Genomic DNA, 19,686 nt, shown 5'->3' with positions numbered 1-19,686 from the left:
CAGGCCAGGATGGCGGCGGCGGCCCCGGCCTGCGGGTCGTCCGCCCCTTTTAGCCGGTCAGGATCGCTTCGGCCAGTGCCACCACCTTGTCGGCGCCGTCGCGCACGAAGATCCTGAGGGTGACCCGCGGCCGGCCCTCGGGGCTGTCGGCGCGCACCACGCGGGCGGCGACCGTCACCGGCGAGCCGACTGCGACCGGCAATGCGAAGCGCGTCGAGAGCTTGTCGCAGCGCGCCTGAGGCAGCCAGGCGGCGAGCGCGCTGTCGACCAGGCCCATCAGCAGCATGCCCTGGACGATCGGGCCGTCGAGGCCGATCGCCCGGGCGGCCGCGGCATCGACATGGATCGGATTGTCGTCACCGGAGGCTCGCGCGTAACGTTCGACGGCCGCGGCATCGACCGCACCGAAACGATGGTCGGGCAAATGGGCACCGACGGACAGTTCCCCGACGGTCATGCGAACAGCCTCAGCACACTGTGGAGCCGTACCAGCATGTCGCCCGCCGCGCCGGTGACGGCAGCGTCCAGCGTCACGTGCTGATCGTCCGTGCGGATGGCGCTGACCTCGACCGACAACGGCATGCCGATCGGCAGCGGCGCGGCGTTCTCCACCGTCTGCAGCTCGTGCACCGGCAGCGCCGCGGGCTTGTCGGCAGCGAGCTCCTTGACCAGCGCAACGACCTCGTGGCGGGTCAGCCAGCGGATCGGATAGGTGGTCGGCAGCCGTGCCGCGGCCGGGTCGGCGCCGATGCTCGCCGCGAAAGCCGCGAGATCCGCGGTTTCGACGACGACGTCGAAGCGCACCGAGGCCCGTTGGCCGGCAAGGCTCACGCCCCGCGCCCGATCACCAGCGCGGCATTGATGCCGCCGAAGGCGAAGGAATTGCTCATGGCGACCGAGATCGGCTTGCTGCGGCCGATATTGGGCACGCAATCGATCGGGCAGTGCGGGTCGGCGGCGGCGAAATTGATGGTCGGCGGGATCCGGCCTTCTTCCAGCGCCCGCACCGTGATCACCACTTCGACGGCGCCAGCGGCGCCGAGCGTGTGGCCATGCACGGGCTTGGTCGAGCTGACCGGCAGGTCGGCGAGGTGGTCGCCGAAAATGCGCGCCAGGGCTTCGCTTTCGGTGGTGTCGTTCAGCACCGTGCCGGTGCCGTGCGCATTGACATAACCGACCGCGGCGGGCGCGATCCCGGCATCGTCGAGGGCCGCGGCCATCGCGTCGGAGGCGCCGTCCAGATCCGGCCGGAGAATATCCTTGGCATCGCTGGTCGTGCCGTAGCCGAGCAGGCGGGCGCGGACGCGGGCGCCGCGGGCCCGGGCGATCTCCTCGGCCTCGACGATCAGCGCCGCCCCGGCTTCACCCAGCAGCAGGCCGTTGCGGCCTTTCGAGAAGGGGCGGCAGAGATCCGGCGACAGCACGCGCATCGCCTCCCAGATTTTCATGCCGCCCGGCGTGACCACGGCCTCCGTGCCGGCGACGATCACCCGATCGGCGGCGCCGGAGCGCACCAGCATCATCGCCATGCCCAGCGCCTGCGACGACGACGCACAGGCACTGGAGATGACGAAGGTCGTGCCGGTGCAGCCATAGGCCATGCTGATATGCGAAGCCGAGGCGCTGGTCATCGAGCGCGGCACGGTCAACGGGTCCGGACGCTTGCCGGCATAGAGATTGAGGGTGGCATCCTCGATCGAGCCGGCGCTGCCGATGCCGGTGCCGACGATCACCGAGGTGCGCTTGCCGAACGGTTGCGTCCCCGAAAGGCCGGCATCGGCCACGGCTTCGGCGGCTGCGATCAGGGCAAAGGCGGTCGCCCGGTCGTAGAAGCCGGTCTTCTTGTCGGGAAACAGCCGGGCGAGGTCGAGCTCGGGGATTTGCGCCGCGACCTTGACGGCATTGCCGACCTCACGCGACAGAACGACCGGAAGCGCGCCGGAAATCCCGTCGGCCGCGGCCTTCCACAACGCCTCCACGCCATGTCCGGCGACGGAAATGGCGCCGATACCGGTAATGACGACCTGCCTGTGGTTCACGTCACGACTTCTTCTCTGCGAGGATGCGGTCCCTGAGGATCGCCAGCAGTCCGCCGACATCCTTTACCTGGGCCAGGCTCTCGTCCATCGGCACGTAGACGGCGAATTTCTCTTCGACGGCGGCGAGGATCATCATGTAGTCGACGCTGGCGATGTTGAGCGACTCGAGCGTGGTCTCCGGCCCGACGCCGGCGAGGTCGACCATGCCCTCTTTCGCGATGACGTCAACGAGGTCCAGAGTGAGTTCATCATCTCCAAATCGGGTTGCAATGTCGCTCATTCATTAGCCTTTTTTGGATTTTGGTTACTGCGCCGCAAGCTATGCGCTTGGCATGCGGAAGCCAAGTGCAAAGCCGCGGAGGGGCCTCAACCTGCTGTTCCTATACGGTTCGGAGCGCCCTATCTACGCCGTGATTGCCTGTTGCACAGGATAGACCGCAATGTCTATGCGATATTGCCCCACCTATCACGGATCCAGCGCGATATCATGTTCACCCGCCGTTCCCTGTTTTTGGCCGCCGGCGCAATGGCATATGGGGCGGCGAGCCCGCCGGCGCGGGCCCAGGACGATCGCCTGCCGCCGATCGCGGTGCGTCGCTCGGAGATCACGGTCTCGCGCGCGCTGATCATCGCCCGGCCCGACCTGCCGGTCGCGACCGACCCCGGGCTGTTGTTTTACGTCCAGCATTCGATCAACAAGAGCCTGATCGTCTATGCCGCGCGCCTGCGGCCGGACGGCAAGCTCGATCCGAATCAGCCGGCGGAAGCGTTCTGGCGCCGCTTCGACGAGCAAGGTCAGCGGCGATCGCTGAATTTCTTCGAGCGTATCTTCGCTTTCGGGCTCAGCACGCGGGCTTTGCCTGACGGCCGCTACGGCGCGCGGATCGCCGGTTACCGGGCGCGCGAGGCCATCATCGATCTCGACGACAAGGGGGTGCCGCGCGCGCTGCTGCCGGTCGGGTCGCGTTTGGTCCGCGTCGTCTACGCCTATGCCCAGGCCGACGATGTCGGCTTCATTCCCAAGATCCACTATGTCGACGTCCACGGCTTCGATATCGCCACCGGCGAAGCTGTTCGTGAAAGAATTCGTCTCGATATGTGATCGGGGGGAGACGGCTCAGTCCCAGCCGAAATCGTGCCAGAGACCGGCGGGATAGGGGTTGGGCAGGCGGTTGCGTTCGATGAACTTGCGCGTGACCGGCTGCCGCACGGCGGGGGCCTTTTTCCAGGTCCCGGCGAAATGGTGGCGGAAATGGATGCGCCGCGCGAGCCAGGGAATGCCGGCATAGAAATCGGGCGGCACCCAATAGACCTGCCGCAGCACGCCGACGTCGCGCGGCTTGAGCGCATAGAATAGCCGCGTCAGCGCCCTTGGTCCGGTGGCGTCCTCGACCTGGCTGCGGTCGGTCAGGGGCGCCGCCGCGAGGCGGCTGACGACCGCGCCGATCATGGTCCGCAGGAACGGATGCCGCGGCGGCGCGCCGAACATGCAATTGGCGAGCTGGAACGGCTGCTCGTAACCGAGCTCGCGCCGGCGTTGCGGCATGACCTCGGCTTCGACCGAAAACACCGCCCGCTCGGTGTTCCGGAAGATGTCGATGGGTTTCAGGCATTCGACGTCGAGATCGGCATAGAAACCGCCCTCGGCGAACACCGCGACCAGGCGAAACAGGTCGGCCTTGGCGACGCCGAACGGCAGGCCGTCATAGGCCGCCAGGGCCTCGGGCGCATGGGTTTCGATAAGGGCCCGGCGCGCGGCGGCGTCATAGAGACGCATGTCCAGGCCGGGATTGTGCTGCCTGATCGTCTGCCGGAACGCCGCGAGGTGCTCCGGCAGCTCCATGGTCTCCCAGGTTTGGTGCAGGATCGCCGGGATCATGACGGCCTTCGCTGGCCCATCCGGTCGAGCCGGACCAGCAGGGCGAAGGCCACTGCGATCATCGCCAGAGGCATGCCCCAGGTGGCGACGACAGGCGCAAACCGGCCGTATTCGCCGAGCCAGACGAAAATATTGGTGGCGATATGCAGGAAATAGCCGGTCAGGCCGATCGTCATCAGGTTCCGGAACACCAGGCGGTGGGCGATCAGCGTCATGGCCATGGCGGAAGCCAGCATCATCATCCCGAACGGCAGAAAGGCCTGGGCGATGCGCGCGTGCCACCAGGTGGCGTAACCCGAGGCATCCGGGATGGCGTCGCCACGGCTCACCAGCGCGGCCAGCGTCGATTGCGGCAAATAGCGTGCGTCGATGCCGTAATTCTCCAGCCAGAGCGGGTCGAGCGGCAGGGCGATGGTTTCCTGGTCGAACCACCAGGCGTCGCCTGGCCCGGTCGCGGGACTGGGCTCGCCCTCCTTCGGCGCCACCCAGCGGCTGCCCTGGGTGAAGGTCCACCGGCCGGGCTCGGCCGCCGCCAGCGCCGCATGGGCGGTGGTCCGCGAGACCAGGCGGCCGTCGTTCGAGACTTCGTAGACTTCGACGTCGACCAGCCGGCGCTGCCGGTAGTCGAGCCGCGCCTTGATCATGTGATTGTCGAGTGTGATCCAGCGCGGGACGTCCTGCAGACGGCGGTCGAAGCGCTCGCCATAATCGCCGAGGCCATGGGCTATCTGATAGGCCACCGCCGCCGGCCTCAGGACGCCGATCGAGGCGACCTGGATGGTGCCGCAGACGGCGCCGACGATGGCGAGCGGAACCAGGGCCTGTAGCGGCGAGCGGCCGCCGTTCCAGATCACCACGCGCTCGCGGGTCTGCGTCAGCGTCACCTCCGACCAGAACAGCCCGAGAAACGTGCCGAGCGGCATCAACGATCCCGTCAGGTCGGCCAGCCGGAGGGCGAGATACCAGCAGAGATGTCCGGCCAGCCCAAGCGCGCTTCGGTCGGCCGACTGGGCCAGGATCCGGTCGGTGCGCGGCGCGATATCGAGCGTCAGTGCTACGATCAGCAGGGCCGCCACCACGGTCGCGACGTGGCGCGCATGGGCGAGCGTCACCGTGCGCGTGAAGGTGCCGAGCGGAACCAGGCGGAAGATCCGGCCGGCAGGGGTCGAGGCGAGGCGGGCGATGGCGCTGGTCACGAGCGGCTCAGTCCCGGGCGCGCCACGGCCGAACTGCGGGTGACGACCAGCGCCGCCATGGCAAGCGTCAGCACGGTCGCCATCACCACCAGGAAGGCCAGCATCGGCGCGACGCCGATCCAGGACAGGCTGGCGAGGGCGGCCGTGCCGATGATCTCGGTCGCCATCAATCCGGCGCAGGCGATCGGCAGCACGAATGCCTGATTGAGCCGGGTGGTGAACGACAGGGCCAGGATCGCGATCAGGGGCGCCAGCAGGCACAGGAAGCTGCGGCCGATCCGCTTGCCGAGCTGGAGGCGATGTTGCGGATCCTCGCCCGCCGACATGAACAGTTCGGCCGTCGTCAGCTCCGCCACGTTGCGGCTGCGCGGGTCGAATGGCACGACGTCGTCGATGACCATGCTCTGCGATGTCGAGCTGCCGCGCAGCGACGAGATCGGCGCGGTCGGCGGCCTGCCGGTGCGCGGTGCGTCCGGGGGGACGATCGCGAAGTCGTCGATAGAGAAATCGAACAGGTGCAGCGACACGCGCCCGGTCTCGCCCGGGCCGACGAGCCGCGCGCCGTTGGCCACGATGATCTTTTCGCGGCCGGGCTCGTCGTCCTGGCGCACGAACAGCCGCGGATTGCCGTCGCCGCCGGCGCGCGGCGTGACCGAGACCGTGCCGACACGCGTCTCGATCAGCCGGCTCGCGGCCACCGTATTGCCGGTCAGGGCGTTGTATTGCGCGGAGAACATGACGAGCCGGAAGGCGTAGCGCGACAGCGGGTCGACGAAGCCGCCGACCGCCAGCGCGCTGATCTGCGCCCCGAGGCCGATCGCCAGCACCAGGCGAATCAGGCCGTGGGGTGGAATGCCGAGGCTCGACAGCATCAGGAACTCGCGGTCCTCGCGCATGGCCAGCGCCACCCGGTAGACGGCGATCAGCAAGGCCGTCGGCAGCGCCAGTTCGAAGACCTCGGGCAGCAGGGCGACCATCATCATCAGGGTCTTGGACAGCGGCGCGCGGATCTTCAGGACCTCTTCCAGCAGGCCGGAAATCAGTTTTTCGGAGACGAACACGCATTCGATCAGCAGCAGCACCAGCGCGACCTGGATCACCACGTCGCGGATCACGCGCTTGGCCTGCTGATGGGGGAAACGGCGCGGACGCTGATCCAGCCCCTGCCGGGCGCGGTCGCGCCATGCCGGGCGGGCCCCGCCGATCGCATCGCGAGCCGTGCCGTCCCGGGCGATGTCTTGCCGCGCCTGCATTCCCGAGGCTTCGCTCCATGCTGCCGATGAGTTGATCATCGTGATGATGGCTTGCTGGCCGGTGACGTTATAGACAGCATGCCGACAGGCGCCGGCGACCAGGATCACGCCCTGCTGCCAGAGGGAGGAGCAACCGGGTGCGGATCGACGAAGTCACAACGCGCGGCGATCTTAAACGCTTCGTCCGCATCCCGCGAGAGCTCTATTCAGGCCTGCCCGGTTTCGAGCCGCCGCTCGATTTCGAGCGGATGCAATTGATCGATCCGAAGCGGGCGCCGTTTTTCGGCCATGGCGAGGCGGCGTTCTGGATCGCCTCCGACGGCAGCGGCCGGCCGCTCGGCCGCATCTCCGCGCAATTCGACCGGCTGACCCCGCCGGACCAGCGCCACGTCGGTCATTTCGGTTGCCTGGAGGCTGTGGACGACGCGGCTGTCGTGGCCGCCCTTCTGGCCACGGCCCGCGACTGGCACGCCCGCCGCGGCCGCCCGCTCCTGCAGGGCCCCTATACCTTCTCGATCAATGAGGAGGCCGGCCTGCAGGTCGAGGGCCAGGAGCGTGGCGCCATGATCCTGATGCCCTGGCATCCGGCCTATCTCGGCGCCCATGTCGAGGCCGCCGGCCTGGTCCAGGTCAAGGACCTGCTGGCCTATGTCATCGATCTCGACCAGGCGGCCAAGTGGCGCGGGCTCAAGACCGGCAAGCCCTCCGATCAGAGCCAGATGACCACCCGCATGCTCGATCTCTCCAATCTCGATGGCGAGGCCGAGATCATGACCGAGCTGTTCAACGCCTCCTGGAACGACAATTGGGGCTTCATCCCGCTCGCCGCGCCGGAGCTGGCGACCTTGCTGAAGGTGGCGCGCCCGATCCTCAAGCCCAATCACGCGACATTCCTGCAAATCGACGGACGTGTTTCCGCCTTCGCCTTCGGCCTGCCCAATGCCTATGAGCTGTTCCGCGGCTTCGAGGGGCGTCTTCTGCCGTTCAACTGGGCGCGGGCGGCCTGGCGGGTCCTGACCCACCGGTTCGCCAGCTATCGCTTCACCTTGCTCGGCGTCCGCTCCGACCTGCGCGACACGCCCTTCGGCGCACGCCTGCCGGTGGCCGCCATTGCCCAGCTGTTCGCCCAGAACCGCTATCCCGGCGAGCTCGAAATGAGCTGGATCCTGGATGACAACACGCGCATGCGCCGCATCATCGAGCGCGTCGGCGGCACCGTGTACAAGCGCTACCGCATCTATGGCGACGCGACCGGGAGCGTCACGCCGTGACGCCCGAGAAAACCGGCGGCGCACCGCTCGATGCCAGCTTTCTGCTGGCCGCTCCGGCTCATCTGATCGCCCTGTCGGGCGGCGTCGGGCTCATTCCGCTGGCGCCCGGCACATTCGGCGCGCTGGTCGGCCTGCCGCTCGGCCTGGCGCTCGCCGCCGCCGGCCCGGTCGCGGCCGCCGTGCTGGTGACCCTCACCGGCCTGGTCGGCATCTGGGCCTGCGGCGCGACCGCACGCGCCGCAGGCGTCCATGATCACCAGTCGATCGTGTTCGATGAAACCTGGGCGATGGCGGCGGTGATCGCCTTCGCGCCCTCAGGGGTCGTCGCGCTGGTCGTCGGTTTCGTCGCGTTTCGCCTCTTCGACATCGCCAAGCCCTGGCCGATCCGCTGGATCGACCGCCAGGTCGAGGGCGGCTTCGGGATCATGCTCGATGACGCGCTGGCAGCGGTCTATGCGCTGGCCGTCGTGCTGCTGCTGGCGCGCTGGTTCTAGGGCTGCGGGGCAGGCCGGCCCATGGCGGCAATGCCGCTGCCGCAACGGCTATGGTCGGCGAGCAAGGACTGGATGCCAGCGCGGACGGGGCGCGCAGGAGATGGCGCGGCCAGAGCTCGGCGACCGTCCAGCCTTTCCGCGCGACGCGTTCACCGCACTGGCGTAACCGGTTCTTGATGGAAACGTTACGCTGTTTCTCGGGAGAACAACGGGCAGGGGCGCCGCGTGGGGCGTTGAACGAGCCGTCGGCCGCGCGCTCCTTCTTGCTCATTGTCGGCAATGTTCTCAGTGCCTTCCGAAGGCTGGGCCGGTTGTCATTGGCGGCGTGAAGCCGCTCGGAACCCTCGTGTGCCATACGGCAGCAGATGATGGCCGCCGGTTCGGCCTGCATCGCGCCGATTACGCTGCGTTCTTCAACGGGCGTGCGCGTTCGATTCGTTCGCGTTCCTTCGGCGTGTTCAGCACTTCCCATAGATCGTTGCGCCGCTGAACGTTGAGCCAGAAGTCGGGACTGTTACCGAAGACGCGCGCAAGGATCAGCGCCGTCGCGGCAGTCACGTTCCTGCGGTTGCCGCACAATTCATTGACGTGCTTGCGCTGCACGCCCATCGCCTCGGCCAGCGCGCCTTGCGTCAGGCCCATTGGTTGCATGAATTCCTCGGTCAAAATCTCGCCGACAGTCGCCGGCTTGCGCTTGGTGGCCAGCATGTTTGCCTCGCTTTCATCGGTAGCAGATAGATCGCGTGGGCCTCGCCACGTTCGCTATCCCAGCGGAAGATCAGCCGCCATTGCTGGTTGACGCGAATGGAATGGAGCTCCGCGAGATTGCCGCGCAGTTTCTCGAAATGATTGCTGGGCGGCACCCGCAAGTCCTGATCGGTTGTGGCGTCGTCGATCATCTGGAGCTTGCGGAACAACCGGGCTTCAAGGTCGGACGGGATGTTGCGGGAATGCGCGTCATCCATGAAGAAAGCCCGCAACCAGTCATCCCGAAAGCCAGCGATCATTCCACCACTCCAGCCCAGAGTGAATGTACCACCCTATGGCTCTTGTGACAAAGACAATTCCTGCTCGCAATCGCAGCGCCAGGCCGTTCCTTGCCCTGCCGCCATGTCTCAAATGGATCTGGAGCCAGGCCCCGACCGGCGCCCCGAGGCCCGGCGAGCTCCGCGGCCCGGCGAGCTCCGCGGCCCGGTCCGATCAGTCGGGCTTGTAGACGGCGAAAAATTTCCTGGTCGGCTTGAGCGTTTCCCAGACGCCCTTGAACCCCCTCGGAATGACGAAGGTATCGCCTGCCTGGAACAGTTCGACCGTGCCGTCCTCGCCGGTGATGCGGACTTCGCCCTCGAGAAGCACGCACATCTCGTTCTTCAGATAATTCATGTCCGAGCGGCCGGGCTTGCTCGACCAGAATCCGGAACGGAAGAGCCCCGTCGTGTCCTGGAAGAAATCCTTGGTCGTCGTCTGCGTATCCGGATCGGATGCCGTCGCCTTGTCAAATCGGATAGCGCGCATTGTTACGGTCCTTTTGGTTGATCGGTAGGCCAGGCGTGCCGCTCAGGGCCGTGCCAGGCGGGCTGGATCGGCGAGGCCCGCGGCCCGAGCGGCGATCTGAATGGCGTGTCCCCGACGCGGCAAGGCTGGCCGGCCCGAGTGCCGCGTCATCGGCCGGATGGCGTCAGCTGAAGACGTATCCCTGCGCGCGGTCGAATGCGCTGTCCTCGGCCGAGCGCGATGAGGGGTTGCCGTAGCCCCCGCCTCCGCCCGACGAGAGGACGACCAGGTCGCCCCGCTGCAGCGGCATGTCGTCCTTCGTCTTGACGGTGATCACGTCATTGCCGCGGTGGACGAAACAGCCGCCGGTCGCACCGGGCTCACCCCCCGCGAAACCCGCCGCGGGAAACCTGAAGCGGTCGGCATAGATCGACAGGCGCACGCCGTCCTCCAGGATGCGGTAGGACCTGGTCGAGCCCATGCCGCCGCGGAAGCGTCCGCGACCGCCGCTGTCGGGTCGCAGGGTGTAGCTCTCGATACGGAAGAAGTCGTAATCCGCGTCGATCTGTTCGACCGGGGTGTTCGTGCAGTTGGACAGCGGGCCGGCGACCGCGTCGCATCCATCGCCTTTGGCCGAGCCGCCATAGCCGCCGTCTCGCAACTCGATGAAGACCCGGAAGCGTCCGTCCTTCAGATGGCTCAGGCAGAACCCGGTGGTGCAATCATAGCCGGGTGCCACGGCGCGCTCCGGCATGGCCGAACCGATCGCCTTGAGCACGGCATCGTAGGAACGGTACGCCGCTTCCATTCTGGCCCGGACCGGCGCCGGAGGATTGGGATTGAGCAGGGATCCCCGAGGAGCGGAGACCGTGACCGCCCGCGTCGCGCCCTCGTTGAACGGCACGTCGTCGCCGGTCAGAACCGACTTGATACAGGCGAGCGTCGCCGACAGGGTCGAGGCGAAAGGCGAATTGAGGTTCGACTTCACCTGCGGGCAGGTCCCGTTAAAGTCCACCGCGAGCTGATCGCCCGCGACGGTGACGGCCACCTTGATCTTCAGCGGCGCGTCGGTGAGACCGTCGTCATCGACGAAGTCCTCGCCGTGATAGGTGCCGTCGGGAATGGCGCGGACGGCGGCGCGGACCCGTCGCTCCACATAAGCGATCATCTCCGACATCGCCTCCTTGATCGTGGCGGCGCCGAATTTGGCCACGAGCTCCTTGACCCGGTCGGCACCCACCGCACAGGCCGCGAATTGCGAGTCGATGTCGCCGATCGTCATGTCGGGGACGCGGAAATTGGCTGCGAGGAAGCGCTGAAGCGGGCCTTCATTGAGCCAATCGGCCTCGAGGTTGTATTTGCTCGGAGGTATGATCAGGCCCTCCTGGTAGTAGTCGGTCGCGGAGGTATTCATCCCCGGCGCGCCGCCGCCGACATCGAGGTGGTGGGCCACCGCCGCGCTGAAGCCGATCAGGTCGCCCGCGACAAAGATCGGGACGAAGATGAGGATGTCCTGGAGGTGATGGGCCCCGTGATAGGGGTGATTGCAGATGTAGAAATCACCCTCGCGCAGGGTCGCGACGGGATAGCGCGCGGCGCAGGCCTTGAAGGTGAGGGACAGGGATCCGACCAGCATCGGGATGAGTTCGTCGCTCTGGGCGACGGCCTGGCCGGTCGCATCGAGAATGCCGGTCGAAGCGTCCTTTCCGTCACGGACGACGGATGAATAAGCCGAACGGTAGAGCTTGATACCCATCTCCCGTGCGATCGAGAGAAGGGCCTGGCTGATGATGGCCTGGTCCACGGGGTTCATGACGCTTTCCTCAGGATCAGGTTTCCGGCCGGGTCTGATTGCGCCTCCCAGCCAGCAGGCACGTAGACGGTCGCCGTCAGGTCTTCGAGAGCCACCGGCCCGGCCACGCCATCGCGGATGGATCCGCGGCCCCTGCGGGACGCGTCATGCCAAACGCCCATGTCATAGATGCGCGCCGCTTCCTCGGGGACCTGGACGTGCGCTTCGGCGACGTCGGCGAGACTTGGCACCGTCTCCGGCGGAACATGCAGGCCGACGTGGAAGGATACGATTTCCACCTTCTTGTCGGCTCCCAGGCCGCCATGACGGTAGACGTTCTCGTGCTCGCCAATGAACGCCGCGTAAAGTTCCGCCGCGGTCAGCGACGCCAGCGAAACGTGGTCCACGCCGACGCCGAGATCGTAGGCCTGGCCGACGAACCGCATGTCGAGGGTCAGATCGAACCTTCGGTCTTTTCCAAGCTCCAGCGCGTCCGCGCGCGCTTTCACGGCGGCGAGCAGCTCGGCAACAGTCGCGCGGACCGCCGGCATGGCCGCCTCGTCGACGGCCGTCCGTCGGGTAACCCCGTCATAGATCGAAAAGTCCGCGGCCAGCAGGCCGTAGGCCGAGAGGACGCCGGCATTGGGAGGTACCAGCACTTTTTCAATCGCCAGTGCTTCGGCAACCGCGGCCGCGTGCAACGGCCCGGCGCCGCCATAGGGAACCAGGACGTAGTCCCGGGGATCGCGACCGCGGCTCGTGCTGATCAGGCGGATGGCCGAGACGATGGACTCGGCCGCGATCCGGATGGCGCTGTTCGCGACGTCCTCGATCGAGATGTTCAGCAACTGCGCGAGCGGCGCGAAGGCCTGGCGCGCAAGCCCCAGGTCGATCGACAGGGTTCCCGCGAGCCTGGCGTGCGGATGGATGCGACCGCACACCACATGCGCGTCGGTTAGCGTCGGCTGTGTACCGCCGCGGCCGTAGCAGGCCGGCCCCGGACTCGCACCGGCACTGCGGGGGCCGACCCTGAGGAGACCGCCGTCGTCGATCCACACCAGTGAGCCGCCGCCGGCGCCGATCGTCGCAATGTCCACCATGGGCGTGAGCACCGGGAGCGTATCGACGCGCGCCTCGCGGGTCAGATCGGGCCGTCCCTTCCTGATCAGGCAGACGTCGGCGCTGGTTCCGCCAATGTCGAGGGTAATGATGTCGTGGACACCGGAGCGTGCGCTCTGGCGGATGGCGCCGGTAACACCGGCGGCCGGGCCGGAGAGGAGGGCGCTGGCGCCGTTCTCGCGGATCGCGGCGGCCGGGACCCGCCCGCCATTGGATTGCATCATGGAGAAGCGCCCGGCGAAGCCCGAGGCCTCCAGCCGCCTTTCAATGCGGCCGAGATAGGCGTCCAGGACCGGCTGGACGTAGGCGGCCAGCGTCGTGGTGCTGGCGCGTTCATATTCCCGGAAGGCTCTGGTTACGTCGACCGAGCAGGTCACGGGCAGTGTCGGGACGATGCGCCGCACGAGGTCCGCGACATGGCGCTCATGCTCGGGATGGGCGAAGCTATTGAGCAGGCAAATGGCGACCGCGTCGTATTGACCGGCGCGGAGAAACGCCTCGAGCGCCGGCGCCCATGCCTCGGCGTCGAGTGCCCGAATGACCTGTCCACGGCTGTCGACCCGCTCCGGGACCTCCAGCGTGTCGCGCCGGCTCACCAGGGGAGCCGGCTTGCGATAAAAGATGTCGAACAGAACCTCGCGATCCTGCCGCCGCAGCAGCAACAGGTCTCGGAAGCCCTCGGTGACGAGCAGCCCGAGACGCGCGCCCTTGCGTTCAAGCACCGCATTGGTTGCAACCGTCGAGCCGTGGGCGAATTCGCCGAGCCGCGCGATGTCGAGGCCGGCGGCCTCCAACGCATGGAAGAGTCCTTCGTCAGGCGCGGACGGCGTGCTTGGGACCTTGACGATGCGGACCCCGCTCCGATCGACCTGGACCAGGTCGGTGAAGGTTCCGCCGATTTCAACTCCGACACGCGTCACGGCCTCGACTCCATTGCGCGGCGAGAGAATTCCCGGCCCGTTCGCGGGGTGCGGACAGCAAGGCTGCCGATTGGCGCCGCGTCTCGCTTTGCCTCGCCGCCACGATGCGATTTCCGTATCGATTTCATCGAGTTAAGCCCTCACGCCGGCGTCGCCGACGGCGTCTTTCCACGTTTCTGGGCCAGCCGCCTGAAGCAGCTGGGATCGCAAAATGCATCGGCCTTCCGGGCGTGGGTTCGGCCGATCCCGTCGCCAGCCTGCGGGAGGCCGTCGCCGGATCGGGCATCGGGTGCCGGACGACGGAACTCTGGCCGCCGGGTGTTCGGCGGCACCCGCCTGGACTAGCGCGCTTCGTCCGCGACCCTTTCGACGAGGCGCATGCGTGCCTCCAGTTCACCGGCGACGGCATACCAGTCGGGCGCCCAGTTGCGGCTGCGCACCTGATCGATCGTCATGCCGTAGTCCCGCGACAGATCCTCCGGCAGGGTCACGTTGGTCGACAGCGGCAGGTAGGCGTTGCGCGCCGCGTCGATCTGCTTCTGTGGCGCGATCGAGTCGTTGAGGAAGCGCACGGCCGCCTCGCGATTGGCCGAGCCCTTCGGGATCGCCAGGATGTAGGACAGCACAAGGCCGCCCTCGCCCGGGATCGTGATATCGACATTGGTTTCGCCGGAGCGGCGCAGCAATTGCACCTGGCTGGAATAGAAGGGCGCGGCGAGAACCTCGCCCTGGGCCAGCTGCTGCTGAAGCTGCGCCATGGAGGTATAGGCCGACGTGGCGTTGCGCGCGATGTCGCGGAGCAGCGGAATGCCGGGCTGAATGTCGACTTCGCTGCCGCCCATGACCTTGCTGCAGATGGTCAGGTCATAAGGTGCGAGAAAGACCGGCCGGGTAATCGAAAGCTGCCCCTTCCACCGGCGGTCGGCGAGCGACTTCCAGGACTCGAAGTCGGACGGCTTGCAGCGCGTGGTGCTGTAGGCGACGCCGTAATAGATGAAGTAGACGGGCATGCCGAGAATTTTGCCCGCGGTATTCTTGATCCAGTATTGCTCGGGAACCTGCTTCAGATTGGGCAGCTCATCCTGGTCGAACTCTTCGATGAGCCCCCGCCGGGCAAGGCTCGCGCCCTGGAAAGATGCGGCAATGATGACATTGTGCTGCGGGCGCCCCTGCGCGGCCGCAACCGCCGCGGCGGGATCGGCGACTTCCGCCACGGTGACCGGAATCCTGGTCGCGGCGGTGAACGGCTTGCCGAAGACATCGCGCCACATGCGGGCGGTGCCACCGCCCCAGCAGGCCATGACGATGCGATCATTGTTCGCCCGGGCAGGGAGAATCATTGGCGCCGACGCCAGGGCAACCGAGCCGGCCAGGAAATCACGTCGCTTCATGGTTCTTCTCTCACGGGTTGGAGGTCAGGCGTTGCCGCGCGCGTCTTCTTCGATGTCGACGAAGATGCCGAGGCCGACCACCCGATCGACCAGAATGATCAGGCCTCCGGTGATCGCGATGAGAATGGTGGAGATGGCGGCCACGACCGGGTCCGCGCTGTCGGCGAGATGACCGTAGATCTTGACCGGCAGTGTCGAGAAGTCCGGTCCGGTGAGGAACATCGTGACCGTCACTTCATCGAAGCTGATGATGAAGCTGAACAGCAAGGCCGCACTCAGTCCCGGCCGCAGCATGGGGATGAGGATCTTGGTGATGGTCTGGAACGGGCTCGCCCCCAGGATGAGCGAGGCTTCCGACACCGACTTGTCGATCTGGTGCAGGGACACGGCGATCGGGCGATAGGCGAAGGGCGCGCAAAGCACGACATGGGAAACCAGGACGCCGATCATGGTGCCGTTCGCCTGCAGCGCGACCAGCCAGCTCAGGAAGGCTATCCCTAATGCGGCGTGGGGAAACAGCAGCGGCGCCAGGATCAAGGTCTCGGCCGCGCCGCGCACGCGGGCACTCGAACGCTCGAGGGCAAGGGCGGCGCCCAAAGCTGCGATCGTCGTCAAAACGGCCGCTACCAGGGCAATGCCGGCGCTGGCGACGAAAGCCATGATCCACTCGTGATCGGCGAGCACCGCCTGATACCAGCGCAGCGACAGACCGGGCGGCGGAAATGCGAGGACCGCCCGGGGAGAGAACGACGCGCCGATGACGATGATGAGCGGGGCCGGCAGGAAGACCAGAACCAGCGCCGCGAGGACCCGGATCGTCATGCTCGTTCTCATGACGCTGCTCCCAGCCGGCGTCGAAGCCGGCTTTCGAAGATGCGCAGCGGTGTCACCAAAGCCAGCGCCACGACGAGAAGGATGATCGCCAGGGCGGAGGCGCGCTGGAAATTGAAGACCTGGAAAACCTCCGTGTAGATCTGGGTGCCCAGCATCCTGTCCCTGAGCCCGCCCAGCAGCAGAGGCGTGACGATTGCGCCCGTCGCCATCAGCAGGACCAGCGAGCAGCCGCCGACGAGACCGGGAATGGAGAGCGGCAGCGTCACATTGCGGAACGTCTGCCACTGCGTTGCGCCGAGGATCCGGCTGGCTTCTTCGAGGCGCCGATCCAGTTGCAGCAGGGATGACAGGATCGCGATCACCATGAAGGGCAGGAAGACGTGTGTGAGACCGATGACCACCGCCGTCTGCGTAAAGAGAATCCGGATGGGCTGCTCGATGACGCCGATCGCCTGGAGCGTCGTGTTGATCATTCCGCGCGAGCCGAGCAGAACCATCCAGCCGAAGGTTCGGACGACGATGCTGACCAGCCAGGGCGAAATGACGAGAATGATCCAGAGGTTGCGATTGCGGCTGCGCGCCAGGAAAAGCGCCAGGGGATAGCCGAGAACGATGCAGGCAAGGGTCGTGATGCATGACAGGATGACGGTCCGGACAAGCACGGTCTGGATGCCCTCGTCCCGCAGCAGCTCGAGATAGAGCGCAAATCCGCCAGCCCCCATCGACGACTGCAGGAGACCGACGACGGTTCCGAGAAAGACCGCCATCAGCAGACCCATGGGCGCGAAAAGAAGCACCCGCCAGACGAGGCTCGTCATGCCTTGACCCTCGCGCTGTGGCTGGGGTCGAAGCCGAACCGGGTGCGTGCGCCGACATGAAGTTGGTTCGCCGCGGCACCGGGACAAAGCGCGAGCCACGGCTCGTCGATGCCGTCGACCTTCAGACGCAGCCTGGCGTTCGGCCCGATGAATTCCTTCATCTCGACGACGGCTTCTCCTTGCTTCGGCAGCCCGGCCGCGGCATCACCGATCGCGCATTGCTCCGGCCTTATGACCAGCAGTTCGTCTGTCGGCAGATCCACCCCGAACGGCAGAAGCTGCCGAGCGGTGCGGAGATTGGCGTCGCCGACGAACTCGGCCACGAACCGGCTGTGCGGCTTGCCGTAGAGCGTCTCGGGATCGCCGAACTGCTCGATATTGCCACGGTTGAAGACCGCGACGCGGTCGGCCATCGAAAGCGCTTCTTCCTGATCGTGCGTGACGAAGATGAACGTCGTCGCCATGTCCCGCTGCAGCGACTTCAGATCGACCTGCAATTGACGGCGAAGCTTTGCGTCCAGCGCAGAAAGCGGCTCATCCAGAAGCAGCACGGAAGGGCGGAGCACGAGGGCCCGCGCAAGCGCAACGCGTTGCTTCTGGCCACCCGACAGCTGCGGAATGCGGCGGTCGGCCAGCGTCGTCAGATCGACGAGGCTGAGCATCTCGGCGACCTTCCTGTTGATCTCCTCATCCGGCCGCCCGCGCATGCGCAGGCCATAGGCGACATTCTCGGCCACGGAGAAATGGGGAAAAAGCGCCAGATTCTGGAAGACGAGGCCGACATCGCGCCGATTGGGGGGGAGCGGCGCGAGGTCCTTGCCGTCGACGCGGAGCTCGCCGGAATCAGCTTGCTCAAACCCTGCGATGATCCGGAGCAGGGTCGTTTTTCCACAGCCGCTCGGCCCAAGGAAAGCGATGAATTCGCCAGCGTCGATATCGAGATCGACATCGTCCACCGCGATCAACCCACCGAATGTCTTACGGACCGAACGCAGCTGGACGCTGCCGAGCTTCTGAGGTGCTGACATGCGTCATCCATTGCAACAATCAAAAAAATTTTCAAGACAAATTCCGCGCTGTGAAAAATTCTGTGCTAGATGTTTCACTCAACGCAGCAATGGCCTCTCCTGACGCCCCCGATTGCGCTGGGCCAGCATAGATCGTACCAAGATGTTCACTTTCGTCGCACGATGGCTCCAAGAGCCGCCAACCCCTGAGTTTCGCGCATGACCGATTCAGCCGTCTCAGCGCCGGATGAGCTCATGGACGCCGGCGACCTACATGGCGTCGGCGGCGAGGCTGATGAGAGGTTGGGTCTGCGGATCCGTCACCTCCGCAAGGCCCGCAACCTCGCCCTGAAGGACGTTGCCGAAAAGTCCGGCTTCTCGATCAGCTTCCTAAGCCAGATCGAGCGCGGCAAGTCGTCTGCCTCCGTGCGCGTGCTCGTTCGCATCGCGAGCGCGCTCAATGTGGGCATGGGCAATCTGTTTGAAGAACCCAGCGAGCCCGTCGAGTCGACGGTGCAGCGCCGCGAAGGGCGGCGGCGCATCTCGTTTCGCAATTCATCGGTGTCGAAGGAGCTGGTGACGCCGCCGAGGCCGGATTCCGCGCTCGACGTCTACCTCGTGACGATCGAGCCCGGCGGTTCGACCGGCGGCGATCCCTACGCGCATGCCGGGGCCGAGGCAGGCGTTGTCCTGAAGGGCATTCTGGAGCTCGAAGTCGAGGCCGAAAGGTTCGTGCTCCGGGAGGGCGACGGCTTCTCGTTCGACAGCCGCCGACCGCACCAGTTCAGCAATCCCGGTACCAGCCTCACGCAGGTCATCTGGGTCAATGCCCGTACCGCCGGGGAATGATGGCCATGGCAGCACCGTCGACCTCGCTTCCCGCGAGCCTCTATCGCGACACCGCGCGCTCGGCCGTCGCGACGCCTCGGCTGGATGGCAATCGCCGATGCGATGTCGCAATTGTCGGTGGCGGCTATACCGGCCTCTCGGCCGCCCTCCATCTGGCGCAAAAGGGCGTGGACGTGGTCGTGCTGGAAACGCACGAGCCGGGATGGGGCGCATCCGGCCGCAACGGTGGCCAGGTCAATCCGGGCCTGAAGTGGGAGCCCGACGACATCGAGAAACAGTTCGGCCGCGATCTGGGCGAACGCATGATCGCGATGTCGGGTGGAGCGCCCGACCTGGTTTTCAAACTGGTCCGCGATCTCGGCATCGATTGTGCCGCCCGGCAGAGCGGCACCCTGCGCGCGGCCTTCGCGCCGCGAGACGCGGAAACGGTCTTGCGCACGGCCGAGGCTTGGGCGGCACGATCCATGCCGACCGACTATCTCGATCAAGGCGGAATGCGAGCGGCGACGGGCACGGATCGCTACCTCAACGGGGTCATCGACCGGCGCGGCGGAATGCTCAATCCGCTGAGCTATGCGCGCGGCCTTGCCGAGGCCGCGATCAAGGCCGGCGCGGCGATCCATGCCGACACGCCGGTCTTGTCGGCCACCCGGAATGGCGCGCATTGGGAACTGCTGACCAGGAGCGGTGTCGTGACCGCCGATCATCTGGTCCTGGCCACCAACGGCTATACCGACAATCTCTGGCCTGACCTCCGCAAGACCGTCGTGCCGGTGTTCAGCGGCATCGTCGCCAGCGCGCCGTTGAGCCCGGCGCTGGTCGAAGAGATCCTGCCCAGCCGCGCGTCGGTCTACGAGATCGGCTCGGTGACGACCTATTATCGGATCGACGAAACCGGGCGCGTGCTGATGGGCGGCAGGAGCGTGATGACCTCCCAGAGCGGGCCGGAAAAATTCCAGGCCCTGTCCCACTATGCGTCTCGCTTGTGGCCGGCCCTTGCCGGGCAGACGTGGACACATGGCTGGAATGGCCGGGTCGCCGTCACGACCGACCACCTGCCGCATTTCCACGAGCCGGCACCCAACGTTATCGCCGCCCTTGGCTACAATGGCCGCGGCGTGGCCATGGCCACCGCCATGGGAGGCGAAATCGCCCGTCGCATCACCGGTTCCCCGGCCTCCGAGCTTGGCCTGCCGGTGACCGATGTCCGGACGATCCCGTTCCACCTGTTTTGGCCCGCGGGCGCGGCGATCAGGATCGCCTATGGGCGCATCAGGGACGCTTTGAAGCTCTGATCGGGCTGCGTGATTGAAAGCGGTGGTGCTGCCCG

At 66.4% G+C, this 19,686-nt stretch carries 20 protein-coding genes; 5 read left to right on the top strand and 15 right to left on the bottom strand.

The annotated features are described in order from the left end of the window. Nucleotides 1-49 precede the first annotated feature (49 nt). From AC07WJ_RS32250 to AC07WJ_RS32240, 3 genes are read right to left on the bottom strand one after another with little or no spacing between them, the layout of a single operon-like run. Nucleotides 50-457 (bottom strand): MaoC family dehydratase, encoded by a 408-nt coding sequence (locus tag AC07WJ_RS32250; RefSeq protein ID WP_494938822.1) that lies wholly within the window; start codon nucleotides 455-457, stop codon nucleotides 50-52. Further along, nucleotides 454-831 (bottom strand): hypothetical protein, encoded by a 378-nt coding sequence (locus AC07WJ_RS32245; RefSeq protein WP_494938821.1) that lies wholly within the window; start codon nucleotides 829-831, stop codon nucleotides 454-456. The genes AC07WJ_RS32250 and AC07WJ_RS32245 overlap by 4 nt, the downstream gene beginning before the upstream one ends. Further along, nucleotides 828-2,039, bottom strand: coding sequence for a beta-ketoacyl-[acyl-carrier-protein] synthase family protein (locus AC07WJ_RS32240; protein WP_494938820.1), 1,212 nt, complete (start codon nucleotides 2,037-2,039; stop codon nucleotides 828-830). The genes AC07WJ_RS32245 and AC07WJ_RS32240 overlap by 4 nt, the downstream gene beginning before the upstream one ends. Here AC07WJ_RS32240 and AC07WJ_RS32235 point away from each other — a divergent pair. Further along, nucleotides 2,017-3,141 carry a DUF4833 domain-containing protein gene (locus tag AC07WJ_RS32235; protein WP_494938819.1) on the top strand — a complete coding sequence of 375 codons (1,125 nt, stop codon included), beginning with the start codon at nucleotides 2,017-2,019 and terminating at the stop codon, nucleotides 3,139-3,141. The genes AC07WJ_RS32240 and AC07WJ_RS32235 overlap by 23 nt on opposite strands. 15 nt (nucleotides 3,142-3,156) lie before the next feature. On the opposite strand, the gene AC07WJ_RS32230 is transcribed toward AC07WJ_RS32235, so the two are convergent. The 3 genes from AC07WJ_RS32230 to AC07WJ_RS32220 are packed head-to-tail and all read right to left on the bottom strand — an operon-like array spanning nucleotide 3,157 to nucleotide 6,475. Continuing rightward, nucleotides 3,157-3,918 carry a glycosyltransferase family 32 protein gene (locus AC07WJ_RS32230; RefSeq protein WP_494938818.1) on the bottom strand — a complete coding sequence of 254 codons (762 nt, stop codon included), beginning with the start codon at nucleotides 3,916-3,918 and terminating at the stop codon, nucleotides 3,157-3,159. Next, the gene (locus tag AC07WJ_RS32225) at nucleotides 3,915-5,114 is read right to left on the bottom strand and encodes an LptF/LptG family permease (protein WP_494938817.1); all 1,200 of its coding nucleotides are present in this window, start codon (nucleotides 5,112-5,114) and stop codon (nucleotides 3,915-3,917) included. The genes AC07WJ_RS32230 and AC07WJ_RS32225 overlap by 4 nt, the downstream gene beginning before the upstream one ends. After that, the gene (locus AC07WJ_RS32220) at nucleotides 5,111-6,475 is read right to left on the bottom strand and encodes an LptF/LptG family permease (protein ID WP_494938816.1); all 1,365 of its coding nucleotides are present in this window, start codon (nucleotides 6,473-6,475) and stop codon (nucleotides 5,111-5,113) included. Before AC07WJ_RS32220 ends, AC07WJ_RS32225 begins: the two co-directional genes overlap by 4 nt. 29 nt (nucleotides 6,476-6,504) lie before the next feature. On the opposite strand from AC07WJ_RS32220, the gene AC07WJ_RS32215 reads away from it, so the two are divergent. Both AC07WJ_RS32215 and AC07WJ_RS32210 read left to right on the top strand, forming a co-directional pair. Then, nucleotides 6,505-7,638 (top strand): hypothetical protein, encoded by a 1,134-nt coding sequence (locus AC07WJ_RS32215; RefSeq protein WP_494938815.1) that lies wholly within the window; start codon nucleotides 6,505-6,507, stop codon nucleotides 7,636-7,638. After that, the gene (locus tag AC07WJ_RS32210) at nucleotides 7,635-8,132 is read left to right on the top strand and encodes a phosphatidylglycerophosphatase A family protein (RefSeq protein WP_494938814.1); all 498 of its coding nucleotides are present in this window, start codon (nucleotides 7,635-7,637) and stop codon (nucleotides 8,130-8,132) included. The genes AC07WJ_RS32215 and AC07WJ_RS32210 overlap by 4 nt, the downstream gene beginning before the upstream one ends. A gap of 399 nt (nucleotides 8,133-8,531) precedes the next feature. Here AC07WJ_RS32210 and AC07WJ_RS32205 read toward each other — a convergent pair whose 3' ends face one another. The 9 genes from AC07WJ_RS32205 to AC07WJ_RS32165 all read right to left on the bottom strand — a co-directional run bounded on the left by AC07WJ_RS32205 (nucleotide 8,532) and on the right by AC07WJ_RS32165 (nucleotide 17,528). Continuing rightward, nucleotides 8,532-8,840: a HigA family addiction module antitoxin gene (locus tag AC07WJ_RS32205; RefSeq protein ID WP_494938813.1), complete on the bottom strand. Its 309-nt coding sequence runs from the start codon at nucleotides 8,838-8,840 to the stop codon at nucleotides 8,532-8,534. Continuing rightward, nucleotides 8,795-9,139 (bottom strand): type II toxin-antitoxin system RelE/ParE family toxin, encoded by a 345-nt coding sequence (locus tag AC07WJ_RS32200; protein WP_494938812.1) that lies wholly within the window; start codon nucleotides 9,137-9,139, stop codon nucleotides 8,795-8,797. Before AC07WJ_RS32200 ends, AC07WJ_RS32205 begins: the two co-directional genes overlap by 46 nt. A gap of 193 nt (nucleotides 9,140-9,332) precedes the next feature. Next, the gene (locus tag AC07WJ_RS32195) at nucleotides 9,333-9,647 is read right to left on the bottom strand and encodes a cupin domain-containing protein (RefSeq protein WP_494938811.1); all 315 of its coding nucleotides are present in this window, start codon (nucleotides 9,645-9,647) and stop codon (nucleotides 9,333-9,335) included. Between the two features lie 163 nt (nucleotides 9,648-9,810). Beyond that, nucleotides 9,811-11,439 carry a hydantoinase B/oxoprolinase family protein gene (locus AC07WJ_RS32190; RefSeq protein WP_494938810.1) on the bottom strand — a complete coding sequence of 543 codons (1,629 nt, stop codon included), beginning with the start codon at nucleotides 11,437-11,439 and terminating at the stop codon, nucleotides 9,811-9,813. Then, nucleotides 11,436-13,457 carry a hydantoinase/oxoprolinase family protein gene (locus tag AC07WJ_RS32185; RefSeq protein WP_494938809.1) on the bottom strand — a complete coding sequence of 674 codons (2,022 nt, stop codon included), beginning with the start codon at nucleotides 13,455-13,457 and terminating at the stop codon, nucleotides 11,436-11,438. The genes AC07WJ_RS32190 and AC07WJ_RS32185 overlap by 4 nt, the downstream gene beginning before the upstream one ends. A 341-nt stretch (nucleotides 13,458-13,798) precedes the next feature. Next, nucleotides 13,799-14,848 carry an ABC transporter substrate-binding protein gene (locus AC07WJ_RS32180; RefSeq protein ID WP_494938808.1) on the bottom strand — a complete coding sequence of 350 codons (1,050 nt, stop codon included), beginning with the start codon at nucleotides 14,846-14,848 and terminating at the stop codon, nucleotides 13,799-13,801. 24 nt (nucleotides 14,849-14,872) lie between these two features. After that, the gene (locus tag AC07WJ_RS32175; RefSeq protein WP_494938807.1) at nucleotides 14,873-15,670 is read right to left on the bottom strand and encodes an ABC transporter permease; all 798 of its coding nucleotides are present in this window, start codon (nucleotides 15,668-15,670) and stop codon (nucleotides 14,873-14,875) included. Between the two features lie 8 nt (nucleotides 15,671-15,678). Continuing rightward, complete coding sequence (locus AC07WJ_RS32170) at nucleotides 15,679-16,500, bottom strand: ABC transporter permease (protein WP_494938806.1); 822 nt, start codon at nucleotides 16,498-16,500, stop codon at nucleotides 15,679-15,681. After that, nucleotides 16,497-17,528 (bottom strand): ABC transporter ATP-binding protein, encoded by a 1,032-nt coding sequence (locus AC07WJ_RS32165; protein WP_494938805.1) that lies wholly within the window; start codon nucleotides 17,526-17,528, stop codon nucleotides 16,497-16,499. Before AC07WJ_RS32165 ends, AC07WJ_RS32170 begins: the two co-directional genes overlap by 4 nt. A gap of 234 nt (nucleotides 17,529-17,762) precedes the next feature. Here AC07WJ_RS32165 and AC07WJ_RS32160 point away from each other — a divergent pair, with 234 nt between their 5' ends. Next, nucleotides 17,763-18,356 carry a helix-turn-helix domain-containing protein gene (locus tag AC07WJ_RS32160; RefSeq protein WP_494938804.1) on the top strand — a complete coding sequence of 198 codons (594 nt, stop codon included), beginning with the start codon at nucleotides 17,763-17,765 and terminating at the stop codon, nucleotides 18,354-18,356. A gap of 5 nt (nucleotides 18,357-18,361) precedes the next feature. Then, nucleotides 18,362-19,651, top strand: coding sequence for an NAD(P)/FAD-dependent oxidoreductase (locus AC07WJ_RS32155; RefSeq protein WP_494938803.1), 1,290 nt, complete (start codon nucleotides 18,362-18,364; stop codon nucleotides 19,649-19,651). The last annotated feature ends 35 nt before the right edge of the window (nucleotides 19,652-19,686 follow it).

It is taken from the genome of Phreatobacter sp. GW821-FHT04C01, assembly GCF_059420385.1.
Note: the sequence above shows the minus strand (reverse complement) of the source record. Positions and strands in the feature narration are given on the sequence as shown.